The following is a 14023-nucleotide window of genomic DNA, read 5'->3' on the forward strand; positions in this document are numbered from 1 at the left end:
CAAACCGACTGGTCACCCGGTGTGTCGTGGTTGGTGGCCGGTGGTGCCGCTACAGTGCATCGTGTGCGGCTCAAACTGATGGTCCCGGCCTTGGCGGTCGCTGCCGTGATTCCGATGGTCGCCGGGTGTTCCGACTCCGGCTCGACCGAAGCCCAGTCCGGCGAGTCGGCGGCCCCGGCGTCCGATCAGAGCAGTCACGGGCCGTCGTTCCCGCAGTGCGGGGGTGTGAGCGACGAGACCGTCACCAACCTGACCCGGGTGTCCGGGCTGGTCAACACCGCGCAGAACTCGGTGGGCTGCCAGTGGCTGGCCCGCGGCGGGATCATGGGCCCGCACTTCTCCTTCTCCTGGTATCGCGGCAGCCCGATCGGTCGCGAACGCAAGACCGAGGAAGTGTCGCGCACGTCGGTGGAGGACATCAACATCGACGGCCACAGCGGCTTCATCGCGATCGGCACCGCGCCGACGATGGGCGACAACCTGTGTGAGATCGGCATCCAGTTCAAGGACGACTTCATCGAGTGGTCGGTCAGTTTCGCCCAGAAACCGTTCCCGGACCCGTGCGACGTCGCCAAAGAGCTGACGCGCCAGTCGATTGCGAACGCCAAATGAGCCGGCGAATCCTGACCGTTGTCGCGGCGCTGGCCGTGCTGATCGCCCCGACCGCCTGCTCCCGTGACGTGGGCGGCACTGCGGTCAAGGCCGGTGCCGGTGACACCCAGCGCAACAACAACTCCGAGCGGCAATACCCCAACCTGCTCAAGGAGTGCGAGGTGCTGACCACCGACATCCTGGCCAAGACGGTGGGGGCGGACCCGCTGGACATCCAGAGCACGTTCGTCGGCGCGATCTGCCGCTGGCAGGCGGCCAACCCGGCCGGGTTGATCGACATCACCCGGTTCTGGTTCGAGAACGGCAGTCTGGACAACGAGCGCAAGATCGCCGAGTTCCTGCAGTACCAGATCGAGAACAAGTCGATCGTGGGCGTGCCGTCGATCGTGATGCGCCCGGCCGATCCCAACGGTTCCTGCGGGGTGGCCAGTGACGCCGCCGGCGTGGTCGGCTGGTGGGTGAACCCGCAGGCGCCCGGCATCGACGCGTGCGAGCAGGCGATCAAGCTGATGGAACTGACGCTGCAGACGAATTCGTAGCGGGTCAGGGCCGGTCAGCGGCGGCGTAACGCTGACGGGCGGCCTCCCCGCTGGTGCCAATGATCTTGCCGATCCGCGACCACGAAGCACCTTCGTGGCGGGCGGCAGCGACCGCGGCGGCGATCTGAGCTTCGGCGCTGGCACGCTCACGGGCCGCGACGATCAGTTCGTATTCGGCGGGGCTGACTTTCTCGCCGTCGAAGTCGTCGGACTCGAACCGGTCGGCCAGCGCTTCGGCGTGGGCAAGGATTTCTTCTACTGTGCGCGGCATGATCATCACCTTTCTTACTCAGAGGAACTTTCTGCGGACGGGCATGGCGTGCAGGATCACGACATCACCGTCCACGGCGCGGATGAAGCCGACTTCCAGCAGTGCGCCGTTGCGCGCCGGTCCGACCGCGATGTCCATGTCGTCGTCACTTACGCGGAAGTGCAGCGCGTTGCGGTAGGCGTGCAAGATGTCCTCGCGTTCGATGCCGTGGCGGTGCGCGGGTGGGGCGATGCGTGGTCCCAGCACCATGGGTCCAAGTTACCTTGCGATCAACCCAGACGGCAAGTTAACTTGTCACGCCGGTCCCTGATGCCGCCATTGCGATGATCGTGCCGGTGGCAGAACCAGAAGGTGCCGTGCTGCCCGAGCTTGTCCAGTGGCTGCCGCTGGTAGCGCTGGATGAGCCCATCGGCAACATTGGTGCGGTAGCGCTACAGGAGACGACGACGATGGTGACGGCTCTGATCTCCTGACGTTCGCGACGACGTACTTTCCCCGCGAGAAACTGGCCGGCATCGGCTGTTTCCTGTTGAACCAAGTAGTTCAAAGCGGCAGTTTCGGTGTTGCGGCCCAAGTTATCTAGCTGACCAGCGAAGTCCGGCCCGACGGCGTGTTGCCGAACGTGCTTGGTGCCCGGATAAACCCGCCCGGAAATCAGCGGCTCCCGCATTTCCACCCGTGCGGCGGTGGCGCGGTTTGCTAGGGTCCGGCGCCGTGGACCAGTCACCCGATATCCAGTCCGTGGCCGTGCTTCCCGGAGGGGGCGGGATCGAACGGCAGTGTTGGCAACAGTTTCTGAATGGCTCGTCCAACTCGATGGCGGCACTGGACATTCGCTTGCGTGGCGCACACGGGGTCACGCTTCGCGATGTGCTGCTGTTGGACCTACTCACCAGGCCGGACCGCCAAGCGCATCGCATCTGCGCGCTGGCGCAGACGTTGGGGGTGTCACCGAGTCGGTTGGCCACCCAGGTCCGTCGCCTCGAAGGGCGCGGCCTGGTCACCCGCAGTCCCAGCAGGCGTGACCCGCGCGGGATCTTGCCCCGGATCACCGGTGAAGGGCACATGCGGCTGCACGCGGTATCTCAGACCTATGGGCAGCGGCCCGTGCGTCCCGACTCGACCAGCTCGCTTACCAGCAAGCGGGAGGGGTGAGCACCAGTGATACCGGGGGGTGGGGGTGTCCGCAACGGCCTACCGGGCCGCCGTCGGAACCCAACCAGTGGGCGGGCAAGGACCGCCGGCGGCTTCGACGCGCAGCGCAGCGGGTCTGTGTCCTGACGCGTCATCACCTGCGTCAGCACGACATCGCCGCGGCGCTGGGAGTCAGCCGACCGGCGTTGGCGCAGATCGTCGGTCGGGTTCCACTGCCGCAGACACCCATGCCCCCGGCCGAGCGGCGAAAGTGCCTGGCAGCGCTGTGGCCCTTCCCCGTCGAGGGCGGCCTGACCGAGACCTATTGGTACAGCGTGGATCCGGTGGTGGAGCAGGTGCGCAGTTCTATCGAGTTCGGCGGGGAACGAGCCGTGCGGCTACTGGCGGGCGGCGAGGTCGCAGCGGAGGTGTTGCGGCCCTTTCTGTTGCCGACCCGCGGCCTGGTCTACGCCACGCAGTTGATCGATCTGGCGGCTTGCGGCCTGGTGGAGGTCAGCGCCGAGGAGGCGACGCTGACGGTGCGGGTCCCGGCCGACCCGACGGTGTGGGCGACGGCGTCCTGGTGGAACCGGGTAACCGATGGCGAGCATGCCTGCGTTTCCATGGTGGACCCGGTGGTTGTGCTCGAAGACCTGGCTGCCGGCACCGTTTCCGGCGGCGTCGCACGTGAGCGTCTCATCGAATGGATCGCGGATCGCTGAGTGCCGCGGCCGCCGAGAGCCCTCGTTTCAGGCCCGAAACCAACGTTTCGCTTTGAACCATGTAGTTCGGAGTGAGGGTTATCTGTTGCGGGTCAGCTACTCTCGTTGACCAGCGTAATCCACTGGGGTCGCGTGTTGCGGAACATCGTTCTCGCGGAAGTGAACTCGTGAGTAAGTCTGAGTTTCATCAACCCTGGGAGGCGCAACCTCGACAATCTTGGCTAACGTCCGGCGCCGTGGACGAGACACAGGATATTCAACCCATGCCGTCGTTGCCCGGGCTCGACGGAGTCGAGCAGCGCAGCTGGCAACAGTTCTTGGGCTGTTCGCTCAACCTGGTGGCGGCCCTCAACGGGCGGCTGAAGGGCACTCACAACCTCTCTATTCGCGACGTGCTGCTGCTGGAGTTGCTCAGCAAGCCGAACCGCCAGGCGCGCCGGCTGTGCGCCCTGGCCGAGACGTTGCGGGTGTCGCAGGGGCAGTTGTCCACCCAGATTCGTCGCCTTGAAGGGCAGGGCTTGATCACCCGGAGCCCCAGCAAGCGCGACCCGCGCGGCATTCTGCCCAGGATCACCGCGGAGGGGCACATGCGGTTGCATGCGGTGCTGGAGACCTACGCGCAGGGTGTGCGCATGCACTACCTCGATCAGCTCCACTACGAACAGCTGGTCGGACTGGTGGATAGCTGCCGGCGGATCAACGGCTCGCTCAAGGCCCAGGGCTGACCAAATCGGACCCGAAATACTGTCCGCAGCCAGCTCGAGCAGCGTTTGTACAGCGTTGGGACAGTGGCATTTTCAACCGCGGCGGTTCCTTTGCCGAAGGGCTTTCGCGCGACGTTACGCATGGAGAGACGGTTGGCTAGCACATGTTGCATTGTTAGCTTATGTAGCAAACTCCAAGATAGGGTATTTACAGCACATGAGCTCTATGTTAGCGTCTGCATAGCAAGGGTCGGGCAACTAATTTAACGCGTTGAAACATGTTTCAGAACTGGCGTGTCAAATGCTTTCACCTTGAACTAGATGATTCAATCCAGTTGTTTTCTGACCGGGATCGAAGTGCCCTATGACCAGTGTGTTAGCACCGTCGAAGCATTGCCGGCCGGCTGCGGAGGCAGAGGGATCCGCCGCTGCCGCGGAGTTTGCCGAAGTTTCATCGCCGATCCGGGCGCATCGTTGGATACCGTCGCCCGCCGTGGACGACGACGCGGCAGATGCGGCAGATATGCCGGCGCATCGCTTGCCGGGCCTGGACGAGGTGGAGCAGCAATGTTGGCAGGATTTTCGGGAGTCGGCGACGCAGCTGTATGAGGTGATCAACCGACGGCTACTGGCGCGGCACAACCTGAGCTTGTTCGAGTTCCTGGCGCTGGACTGGCTCGCGCGGGCGGCCGACGGGTCGTCGCGGATGGGCGACTTGGCGCACGAGATGGTGCTCTCGCCGAGCCGGCTGACCGAGCTGATGCGGCGGCTGGAATCGCAGGGCTGGGTCCGTCGCAGCCGGAGTCGCCGCGACGGCCGGGGTGTGATCGCCAGCATCACCCGCGAGGGCGGGGCGCAGGTGCGGCCGGCCGCTCGCACCTATGCCCAGACGGTTCGCACCTTCTACCTCGATCAGATGTCGCGCCCTCAGATGATCGCGCTGGGCGACAGCTGCCGGCGGATAAATGTGCCGCTGAAGGCGTCGGCGAGGTCCAAGCGCCGTAAGGGCCGCTAGGGAAGCCGGTCGCCCACAGCGCCGCAGCCGTCTCCCGCAGGCGGCGATGCCTGGGCATGTCTACTTGACAAACTCTCAGTTATTGGACTGAGCGGTGACCGGCTGTGGATGGTTGCCGTCGCGTGCGGTTTACCGTCAATATCCAGCAATAAATGCTTCAATGCGCAATGAACTATTTCAATTCACAAATAATTACTTACGTTGTCGGAACATGTTCTAGACAGTCGAAGATTCCAAGGTTGCCTAACTGTTTCGACTGCCGCAGAGTTTCGGGTAGTCCTCGCCTGATGTAGCAATAACCGCAGGTGAAGAGCATTTTTCTATAGTGACCACGCCCGTGGCGGGGCGCCTGCTGCGGCTGACAAATGCTACTCGTAAGTAAATTGCGGTTTGAAGTACGAGATGGAATGCAGGCATTTGCTTCCGTAGCCACATTGGCGCTCTACCTGCATGTATTGTTCATCAATCTGATTGCAGGACTGAACACAGCGGTGGCGAATTTAAAAAAGTGGCACAAACCTGTATGCGACTTAGGTTCATGCCAGGTAGTTTTTGGCTTGCTCTCGTCGGAGGAATGAGGAGACGGACCAACCCCCTTCTCCGTCTCGCCGTCGAGGGCCTATGCATTCGGATCGGACACGTACTAGCCCCGCAGGAAGGGACATACAGATGGCTCGTCAGCACCGCACCAACGGGACTGGGCGCTTGCGCAGTGTCAACGCGCTTACTCCGCAGTGCGCCGACTCACCGCTTCTAATGGATGCCGCGGGCAATGGCGGGACAACGGGCGCGGCCCGCCGGCGCATCCTGCGGCCCTACGCCACCGCTGGCGTCGCGATCGTCGGAACCGGCCTGATCGCCGTGACCCCGGTCGCCGCGCCGCTGTCCGGCATGCACAGGGTCATCGATGTCGAACTGGCCGCCGGCGGCGAGCTTCTCGACGCTGCCCTCAGTCCGTGGACGCAAATCTTCAACACCGCGTCGGAGAACTCCACAACGCTGTTCAACGCCTTCTCCCTGAGCGGAAATGTGGCATGGGAACAGCTCATTGCCAATCTGAATGGCTATGCGCAGCTGGTCCTTGACGACCCGTCGAACATCACCCAGGTGACTGACGCGCTCCGGGAGGATTGGAAGGCGGTGGACTCGGCGATCACGCTGATGAACGCCAACCCCGACACCGTGGACGCCATCATCCGGCAGACGATGGACGGCTCCACACTTAGCGGTCACACCCTGATGTTCGGTCAGATCCCGGGCTATTTGCCGGCTGATCAGGCCGACATGATTCAGCCGATCATCAATTTCTTGGGTTCCCCGTGGGGTGGCGTCATCATGGGCTCGCTGGGCCCCGGCATCAGTCCCTGGGTAGCACTCCTGAACAGCATGATCAACGGCGACAGCTTCGGCCAGATCATGGCCAGCCCGCTCAATGGCTTCTTGAACGGCGCCACCCTCGACCTGAGCGCCCTGACCCCGATGATCAACGGCCTGGGTCTTTTCCCCGAGGGCATGGAAATGACCCATTTGGACATCGCGTTCGGCGGGCTGCTCAGCCCGGGTGGCAACGTCGCCGCGGACCCGCTCAGTCTGGTCGACGCCGATGGCACTGTCACCGGCGACCAGGTGGCCGCCATCGGTGGCTCGATCTTCAACAGCGTCGGTATTACCTTCACTGGCGTTCCCGTTGTCAATACGCTTCAGCTTGACAGCGACCCGATCGGCCCGTTGGGTGCCTGGCTGGGTCTGAATCAGGTCATCGCCAGCCAGCTCGGCTGGGGTACCGGATGGTGGGACGGCAAGAATTCCAGGCCCGAGGTGCCTTCCCTGCCGCCCGGCTCCGATACCGACTTCCCCACCATCCCCGACGGCTTCCCCAGCGACTACTACCCGCCCGATGATGCCGGTGTCGGTGCGGCGGAGGCCACGGACTTCGCCAGTATGCTGCAGGACCTGTTCACCGGCGTGGGCGGCTGACCGGGCGCATCAACTCCACTGACCAATTTTCAATTCGCCGACAAAGACTTTTTCACAGGAGAGGTGTTCGCAAATGAATCGTCACATTAGCAGCCACGGTGCTAGGACCGGACCGCGCCGGCGCCACCGGGTGGCCGGTGCCGGGAGTACGGTCGCCGCGTTCTTGGCGTTCGGGATGGCGCCGCTGGCGACCGCGCCAGCCGCGCAGGCCGATTTCGATGATCTGTTCGACTTCAGTTGGCTCTCCGACATGCTCAACCCGGCCGATGCCGCGCCGCTCGATCTGGATCCGGGCGCTGCCCTGGGCTCCGAGTTCGACATGACGAGCTTCATCGGCCAGTGGTTCTATGAGCCGCTGCACGCCGGTATGCAGTGGTGGATAACCAACCCATTTGGTGAGTTGATCAACAACAGCATCAACGACCTGTCCGGTATGTACCTCATCGGCAACGGTGCCGACGGGACGCTGCTCAATCCCGATGGTGGCGACGGCGGCTTGTGGTTCGGTGACGGCGGCGACGGCTGGACCAGTGACCTACCCGGCATCGACGGCGGCGACGGTGGTGCCGCCATCGGGTTCTTCGGCAATGGCGGCGACGGCGGTGCGGGCGGTATCGGCGCTGACGGTGGCGCTGGTGGCGCCGGCGCAACGTGGATGGGCAACGGCGGTGTCGGAGGTGTCGGCGGCGCCGGTGGCAACGGTGGCGACGGCGGTGCCGCAGTCGGCTGGTTCTTCGGCAACGGCGGGATCGGTGGCGCCGGCGGTGAAGGCATCGCCGGCAGCTTCGCCAATGGCGGCACCGGCAACGGTGGTGCCGGCGGCAATGGCGGCGCTGGTGGCACCGGCGGAACCATGTATGGCAATGGCGGCAATGGCGGCAAGGCCGGTGTCGGTGGCGACGGCGCCGCTGGAACCAGTGTCAACGTCAACGGCGGCAACGGCGGCGTCGGCGGTAACGGCGGTGCGGCCGGAACCAACTTCTGGCAGAACGGCCAGGCCGGGATCGGCGCGAACGGCGCTGCGGGCGGCAACGGTGGCGATGCGTTCAAGGATGCCAACGGCGACTTCCTCGGCAATGGTGGTAACGGTGGCGCCGGTGGTGCCGGCGGTGGCGACGGTGCGGCTGGTAGTAGTTCCGTGGGCGGCAGCCCCGGTGCCGGTGCCGCCGGTGGCAACGGCGGCCAGGGCCTGACCGGCGGTAACGGCGGGACCGGCGGTAAGGGTGCTGACGCGGGCGACGGCGTGGGCGGTACCGGCGGGGTCGGCGGTGACGGCGGTGCCGGCGTCGCCAAGGGTGGTACCGGTGGTACCGGTGGAGTGTCTGGCGCGTCCACTGGATTCAATGATGGTGTAGCCGGTGGTGACGGCGGTCGCGGCGGCGACGCCAGCGGTGCCGCCGGTGTCCAGGGTGTTGGCGGTAATGGTGGCACCGGCGGTGCAGGCGGCATCAGCGTCGCCGGGCAATCCGGCGCCGGCGGTAACGGTGGTGACGGCGGCAACGGCGGCACCGATGACGACACCATCCAGACCTTCGGCGGTAACGGCGGGGCCGGCGGTAAGGGCGGCGCGACCAACGTCGGGGTCGCCGGTAACGGCGGTAACGGCGGCAACGGCGGCAACGGCACCGTCGGCGCCGGCGGTGGCCTGCTGTCCGGTACGCACGCTGCCGGTGGTACCGGTGGCGCCGGTGGCGGCCCCACTGCAACGAACAGCTCGGGCATTGGGGGTATCGGCGGTAATGGCGGCAATGGCGGCAGCGGCACCGGCTGGAGAGACGTCAATGGTGACGTCTTTACCGACGCTCCGGGCACCGTCTACAGCGTGGGTGGCAACGGCGGTAACGGCGGCACCGGGGGTGCGCTTCTCGGTGGAACCGGCAATGCCGGGGGTGATGGCGGCAACGGTGGCAACGGTGCGACTTCCGGTGTGAGCGTGGGCGGCAACGGGGGCAACGGCGGGACCAGCCAAATCGGAACCGGTGGCCACGGCGGCGACGGCGGCGACGGTACGACCACCGGTGGCAACGGGGGCAATGGCGGTAACGGTGGTGGGACTACCTCCGCTGTCACCGAAGCGCGCGGCGGCGACGGTGGCAACGGTGGCGAGAGCGCCGGAGTACAGGCTCCGACCAGCAGCCTGAACCTGGCCAGCCACGGTGGTAACGGCGGCAACGGCGGTAACAGCTCCACTAACGCCGTCAGGTTCGGCACCGGTGGTGGTAACGGCGGTGATGGCGGTGCCGGCCACCTCGGTGCTGACGGCGGCAAGGGTGGGAACGGCGGTAGCGGCGGCACCGCTGGCGCCGCCCCCAATATGGGTGGCAACGGCGGGAACGGTGGTTCCGCTGAGGCTGGTAACGGTGGCACCGGTGGCACCGGTGGCACCGGTGGCACCGGCATCGCCGGAACCGCCGGTGAGAGCCCCGAAGCTGGCGCCGGTACTGATGGTGGCAAAGGTGGCACCGGTGGCATCGGTGGTAACGGCGGCACTGGCGGCACCTCAAACACCGGCAATGGTGGTCAAGGCGGTACCGCCGGCACCGGTGGCACCGGTGGTCAAGGTGGTGGCGGCGGCCGCGGCGGGACCGACAGCGCCGGCAATGGCCTCGACGGCGGCAACGGTGGTACCGGTGGCGACGGCGGCGCACCCGGTGTCGCCGGCGCGGGCGGCACCAGCACCAGTGGTGCCGATGGCGCCGCCGGCAACGCCGGAGTCGACGGTACCGGCGGTACGGGCGGCTCGGGCGGCAGCGGCGGGAACGGGGTCGCCGGCGTGGACGGTGCCAGCTCCGCGACTGGTGTCGGCGGTGACGGAACCGCCGGCGGCAATGGCGGTAACGGCGGTGAAGGCGGTACCGGAGGCACGTCGGGTACGGGCCTCGGCGGCCGGGGCGGCGGTGCCGGCGGCGGTGGCGCCGGTGGTGCCGGCGGCAACGGTGGCAGCGGCGGCACCGACAGTGACGGTGTCGGCTACGACGGTGGTACCGGTGCTGCCGGTGGCAATGGCGGCGAAGCCGGCAACGCGGGCCAGGGCGGCTTGGGCGCGGGTGGCACTCAAGGGCAGGGAGGATTTGGCACCAACGGCGGCCGCGGTGGTGTCGGCGGCAATGGCGGCGCCGGCGGCGACGGCATCGGACCCGCGAACAGCGCCGGTGACGGCGGTGACGCCGGCGCTGGTGGCAACGGTGGGACTGGCTCGCCCAACCTCAGCAATCCCGGTGGCGGCAGCGGCGGTGACGGCGCAGCCGGCGGTGTCGGTGGTGCCGGTGGTGACGGCACCGGCAACGCCGCCGGCGGCGACGGTGGTACCGGAGGAGACGGCGGCGACGGCGGTCCTTCCCGGTTCCCCGGGGACGGAGGCACGGGCGGAGCGGGCGGCGCTGCTGGCACCAGCACGCCCGACGGCACCCCCGGCAACCCCGGAAGCGCCGGCACCGACGGCCAGCCGGGTCCGGTTATTCCCTGAGGCCGGCACCGGTAGATCACCTCACGGGCGCTGGGTCCACTACGGACCCGGCGGCCGTCGGGGTATCTGAGAAACGCGAGGAGATTATGTCCAAGGGCGCGAGCCGTCGCGGCCAACCTGCGCGGCCCGGGGGTCGAGCCATTGCGCGAGCGGGCGTGTTTCCGGGGCATATATCCGGTTTTACGTTGCTCGCTCGTCGCGAAGCTCAGCGGAGCGCGATGTCGGCCTGGATGTCGCCGAGGTTGCGGACCATGCGCAGGGACGGCTCGGTCGGCGAAAGAAGGAAGCCATAGTGCTCGTAGAACCGGGCTGCGTCATCTTCAATGGCGTCGACCACGAGGTAACGGGCCGCGACGGTATGCGTCGCGGCCAAGACACGGTGGTAGGCGTCGAACAGCAAGTGCCCGCCCAAACCCCGTCGGTGCAGTCGACTGTCCAGCGCCAGCTTGCCCAGCAGTACCGCCGGGATGCGCTCCGGCATGCCGCGGGCGAGACGGCGCGGCAGATCGGCCTCGACGATCTCGTGCGCCGACAGGGTGAAATAGGCCAGCACTACGGAACGGCCTTCCTCTGTCCACACAAACACCCGAGCGGTGCGTTTGGCCTGTGCGGTAGCGGCATGTCGGGTGAGCCACGCCGTGAGCGTCGGCTGCCCGCGATCGAACGCCTCGACGGTGAACCGTTCGTCGTACGTGGAGCAGACGAACACCACCGGGCTCAGTCGTGCCGGGAGACGTCGTGCCGGGAGACCCGCGGCGAGCGGGCAACCCGCCGCATCGCCTCGTTAGGGTCCGGCGGCTGGGACAACGCGTCGAACATCGCGTCGAAGAATTCGGCTGGGACCGTTGTTCGCCGAGACAGCACCGCCTCCGCCCGTTCCTCAGCGGCGGACAACACGAACTCAGTCAGTGACTGCCGTTCTATCTCCGCTGCGGACCTCAGCCGCGCTTGCGTATCGGCGCGGACTCTGAAGTGGAGTCGTTCTGTACTGGTCATGTCGATTCACCTCTGTGCGCCAATCGTACGCACGAAACTCACGCCGAGCAGCACGAAAGTACAGGTGAGGCGATGACAGCGCAGACCGCCCACACCCTGGTCGACTTATTGCGCCACCAAGCCGAGCGCTACGGGGACAAGGTGGTGTTCAGCTTCTCCTATAACGGTGATGGCGAAGACGAGAGTCGACTGACCTACCGCGAGCTGGACCTCAAGGCGCGGGCCGTTGCGGCCAATCTGCAACAGCAGGGCGCGGCGGGAGAGCGGGTGTTCGTGTTCTGCCGCCCGGGGTTGGATGCGATCACCGGCTTTTTCGGCTGTCTGTATGCGGGGGCGATCGCGGTGCCGGTGCATGAGCGGCTGGCGCCGCGACTGTCGTCGGTGATCCCCGATGCCCAGGCCGATTTCGCGGTCGCCCCGCCCGCCATGGCGGGGAAGGTCACGACTTTCGTCGAGGCGGTGATGGGCTTGGTCAGCGACCGCCCGATGCAGTGGTGCACCACTGATGTTCCCGTCTCCGACGCCGATGCGTGGGTGCCGCCCGATGTCGATGCGACTAGTACCGCGATGGTGCAGTACACCTCGGGTTCGACGACGGCACCGAATGGTGTGGTGGTCAGCCACGCGAACCTGATGCACAATCTGGGCGCCATTCGCGAGAGCTGGCCCGGGGATGATCAACAGGTCGCGGTGCTGTGGTTGCCGCCGCATCACGACATGGGTCTCATCGGCGGGGTGCTGCAGACAATTTACTTGGGCTACACCACCTTCTTGATGTCGCCGAGCGCCATGATGAAGCGGCCGATGGGGTGGTTGGAGGCGATCTCGCGCCACGGTGCCACCTACACCGTCGCACCCAATTTCGCCTTCGAGATCTGCGTGCAGCGCAGCACCCCCGAAGAACGGGACGCGCTGGATCTGTCGCGTCTGGCTGTCGTGATGAACGGCGCGGAACCGGTGCGCATCGAAACCATGCGGGCCTTCACCGATGCCTTCGCCGCGGCGGGTTTCCGGTTGGAGGCGTTCTGGCCGGTGTATGGACTGGCCGAGGCGACCCTTCTGGTCACCGGCGGGTCGGATTCCCCGCTGCCGCTGGTGCAACACGTGGATCGGGGCGCGCTGGAACTCGACCGTGTCGTCAACGGTGCGCCGGATGCGCCGACCACCGTGGCGCTGGTGGGCTGCGGGAAGGCTCGCGGCGGCCAGCAACTCGCGATCGTCGATCCGGAAACCCACCGGCGCAGCCGAGCCGACAAGATCGGTGAGATCTGGGTCGCCGGCCCGAGCGTCGCCCTTGGCTACCTCGGCAACCCGGAGAAGACGGCGCGAACCTTCGCGGCCTACATCGCCGATACCGGGGACGGGCCGTTCCTGCGCACTGGAGACTTGGGGTTCCTGCGTGACGGCGAGCTCTTCATCACCGGTCGCTACAAAGACCTGGTCGTGATCGACGGCGCCAACTACTACCCGAATGACATCGAGGTCACCGTGCAAGGTTGCCACCCGGCGCTGCAGACCGGGCGTAGTGCGGTTTTCGCGGTCACCCTGGAACCGGACGGCGCGCCGCAGCTCGTCGTCGTGCAGGAGGTGGACCGGGAAGGGGTCACCGAAGCCGAACTCAACGACATCGCCGGCGCGGTCCAGGCTGCGGTCATCGCACACCACCGCGTATCGGTCAATTCGCTGATCCTGGTTCCTGCCAGAGGGATTCCCGTGACATCGAGCGGCAAAGTGCAGCGCGGGCTGTGCCGCCAGCGGCACCTCGACGGCGAGTTTGAGACGGTGGCCGAATGGCACGGGCCGGTGCGAAAGGCCAGCACGGAGGATTCAGCCGAATTTATCCAGGAGGTGTTAGCCCGGCCACGGCTCGGGTCGCGGACATCCTGGTGAGGCAATCAGGTGTCCTGTGGCGTCACCGAGAACGCTTCAGTCCGTCGGCGATCTGCCGGCAGCTGGTGGCCATGGCTGCGATCTGCGGGCGGGTCAGCGGGCCGAGGAAATGCCTCCGCACCTCGGTTTCGTAGGTGACCAAGGCTTCTTCCACCACTGTTCGGCCGGCGTCGGTGATGCTGGCCAGGACGCGACGCCGGTCGTGCGGACTCGCCGCCCGCAGCACCAAACCTTTGTTCTCCAGGCGACGGATCTGCCTGGTCAGCCGACTCGGTGGGGATGGCAGCGCTTCGGCCAGATCACCCATCTGAAGACCGTCAGCAGGAGAATCGTCGAGCAGCGCCAGCAGTTCGACATCGACGAGTGAGAGCTGGTGGAGATCGGTCAATTTCCGATTCAGCGCAGCGTTCATCCGCAAGGCGGTGGCCAAGTAGTTCTGCCACGACTTCTGCTCCGCTAAGTCCAGTTCGGGTGTGCCACCGCCGATTCGGCGTGGAATGAAGCCGGACATGGTGCGATATTACTCGATGAACAATGCGCAGCGCAGCCGAAAGCGTCGATAGATAGCCAGAATTCAGAAGAACGCATCGGAAAAATCGTTGCGGTTTGAATGAATTGCGCGGATAAACAATGCTTCTCGCTCGCGGTCTGGTGGCGGGCGACTGAGCGGCTGCGGTCGGCCCCGAGTCTCTGAGGC

General features: G+C 66.1%; 14 protein-coding genes and 1 pseudogene. 10 read left to right on the forward strand and 5 right to left on the reverse strand.

Going from position 1 to position 14023, the window contains the following annotated elements; all coding sequences use genetic code 11:
• The first annotated feature begins 78 nt into the window (after positions 1-78).
• Positions 79-612, forward strand: a complete 534-nt coding sequence (locus AWC24_RS21050) for a DUF3558 domain-containing protein (RefSeq protein WP_085089154.1) — start codon at positions 79-81, stop codon at positions 610-612.
• On the forward strand, positions 609-1151 hold the full coding sequence (locus AWC24_RS21055; RefSeq protein WP_085088993.1) for a DUF3558 domain-containing protein: 543 nt from the start codon (positions 609-611) through the stop codon (positions 1149-1151). The genes AWC24_RS21050 and AWC24_RS21055 overlap by 4 nt, the downstream gene beginning before the upstream one ends.
• A gap of 4 nt (positions 1152-1155) precedes the next feature.
• Here the strand turns inward: AWC24_RS21055 and AWC24_RS21060 are convergent, their stop codons facing one another.
• Both AWC24_RS21060 and AWC24_RS22010 read right to left on the reverse strand, forming a co-directional pair.
• Positions 1156-1422, reverse strand: a complete 267-nt coding sequence (locus AWC24_RS21060) for a hypothetical protein (protein ID WP_174813623.1) — start codon at positions 1420-1422, stop codon at positions 1156-1158.
• Positions 1423-1440: 18 nt separating this feature from the next.
• Positions 1441-1671 carry a hypothetical protein gene (locus tag AWC24_RS22010; protein ID WP_109560586.1) on the reverse strand — a complete coding sequence of 77 codons (231 nt, stop codon included), beginning with the start codon at positions 1669-1671 and terminating at the stop codon, positions 1441-1443.
• A gap of 65 nt (positions 1672-1736) precedes the next feature.
• On the opposite strand from AWC24_RS22010, the pseudogene AWC24_RS22620 reads away from it, so the two are divergent.
• The 7 genes and pseudogenes from AWC24_RS22620 to AWC24_RS22625 form a co-directional block, all read left to right on the forward strand.
• Positions 1737-1895: pseudogene (locus AWC24_RS22620) on the forward strand (toxin); the annotation flags it as partial.
• A gap of 241 nt (positions 1896-2136) precedes the next feature.
• A complete protein-coding gene (locus AWC24_RS21070) occupies positions 2137-2577 on the forward strand; it encodes a MarR family transcriptional regulator (RefSeq protein WP_234807455.1) in 441 nt (146 codons plus the stop codon).
• Positions 2574-3278, forward strand: a complete 705-nt coding sequence (locus AWC24_RS21075; RefSeq protein ID WP_085088997.1) for a hypothetical protein — start codon at positions 2574-2576, stop codon at positions 3276-3278. Before AWC24_RS21070 ends, AWC24_RS21075 begins: the two co-directional genes overlap by 4 nt.
• Positions 3279-3514: 236 nt before the next feature.
• Positions 3515-4003, forward strand: a complete 489-nt coding sequence (locus AWC24_RS21080; RefSeq protein ID WP_020425491.1) for a MarR family winged helix-turn-helix transcriptional regulator — start codon at positions 3515-3517, stop codon at positions 4001-4003.
• A gap of 472 nt (positions 4004-4475) precedes the next feature.
• Positions 4476-4997, forward strand: a complete 522-nt coding sequence (locus AWC24_RS21085) for a MarR family winged helix-turn-helix transcriptional regulator (protein ID WP_234807456.1) — start codon at positions 4476-4478, stop codon at positions 4995-4997.
• Positions 4998-5666: 669 nt separating this feature from the next.
• Positions 5667-6974 carry an outer membrane porin GjpA gene (gene gjpA / locus AWC24_RS21090; protein WP_133055747.1) on the forward strand — a complete coding sequence of 436 codons (1308 nt, stop codon included), beginning with the start codon at positions 5667-5669 and terminating at the stop codon, positions 6972-6974.
• Between the two features lie 73 nt (positions 6975-7047).
• Entirely contained in the window at positions 7048-10440 is a 3393-nt protein-coding gene (locus AWC24_RS22625) for a PGRS repeat-containing protein (protein ID WP_163705372.1), read from the forward strand.
• A gap of 205 nt (positions 10441-10645) precedes the next feature.
• Here the strand turns inward: AWC24_RS22625 and AWC24_RS23215 are convergent, their stop codons facing one another.
• Positions 10646-11152 carry an N-acetyltransferase gene (locus AWC24_RS23215; RefSeq protein WP_085089001.1) on the reverse strand — a complete coding sequence of 169 codons (507 nt, stop codon included), beginning with the start codon at positions 11150-11152 and terminating at the stop codon, positions 10646-10648.
• Between the two features lie 5 nt (positions 11153-11157).
• Positions 11158-11436 (reverse strand): type II toxin-antitoxin system TacA family antitoxin, encoded by a 279-nt coding sequence (locus AWC24_RS21110; protein ID WP_085089003.1) that lies wholly within the window; start codon positions 11434-11436, stop codon positions 11158-11160.
• A 72-nt stretch (positions 11437-11508) separates the two neighbouring features.
• Here AWC24_RS21110 and AWC24_RS21115 point away from each other — a divergent pair, with 72 nt between their 5' ends.
• On the forward strand, positions 11509-13326 hold the full coding sequence (locus AWC24_RS21115) for a fatty acyl-AMP ligase (RefSeq protein ID WP_085089005.1): 1818 nt from the start codon (positions 11509-11511) through the stop codon (positions 13324-13326).
• A 22-nt stretch (positions 13327-13348) separates the two neighbouring features.
• On the opposite strand, the gene AWC24_RS21120 is transcribed toward AWC24_RS21115, so the two are convergent.
• Complete coding sequence (locus AWC24_RS21120; protein ID WP_085089007.1) at positions 13349-13837, reverse strand: MarR family winged helix-turn-helix transcriptional regulator; 489 nt, start codon at positions 13835-13837, stop codon at positions 13349-13351.
• Positions 13838-14023: the final 186 nt, after the last annotated feature.

This window comes from Mycolicibacter senuensis, assembly GCF_002101885.1.
Taxonomy (GTDB): domain Bacteria; phylum Actinomycetota; class Actinomycetes; order Mycobacteriales; family Mycobacteriaceae; genus Mycobacterium; species Mycobacterium senuense.

Bases quoted from the DNA above. Each gene is read 5' to 3' on its own strand.
- AWC24_RS21050 (WP_085089154.1), top strand. From the start codon at position 79: ATGGTCCCGGCCTTGGCGGTCGCTGCCGTGATTCCGATGGTCGCCGGG.
- AWC24_RS21055 (WP_085088993.1), top strand. From the start codon at position 609: ATGAGCCGGCGAATCCTGACCGTTGTCGCGGCGCTGGCCGTGCTGATC.
- AWC24_RS21060 (WP_174813623.1), bottom strand. From the start codon at position 1,422: ATGCCGCGCACAGTAGAAGAAATCCTTGCCCACGCCGAAGCGCTGGCC.
- AWC24_RS22010 (WP_109560586.1), bottom strand. From the start codon at position 1,671: ATGGTGCTGGGACCACGCATCGCCCCACCCGCGCACCGCCACGGCATC.
- gjpA (WP_133055747.1), top strand. From the start codon at position 5,667: ATGGCTCGTCAGCACCGCACCAACGGGACTGGGCGCTTGCGCAGTGTC.
- AWC24_RS22625 (WP_163705372.1), top strand. From the start codon at position 7,048: ATGAATCGTCACATTAGCAGCCACGGTGCTAGGACCGGACCGCGCCGG.
- AWC24_RS21110 (WP_085089003.1), bottom strand. From the start codon at position 11,436: ATGACCAGTACAGAACGACTCCACTTCAGAGTCCGCGCCGATACGCAA.
- AWC24_RS21115 (WP_085089005.1), top strand. From the start codon at position 11,509: ATGACAGCGCAGACCGCCCACACCCTGGTCGACTTATTGCGCCACCAA.
- AWC24_RS21120 (WP_085089007.1), bottom strand. From the start codon at position 13,837: ATGTCCGGCTTCATTCCACGCCGAATCGGCGGTGGCACACCCGAACTG.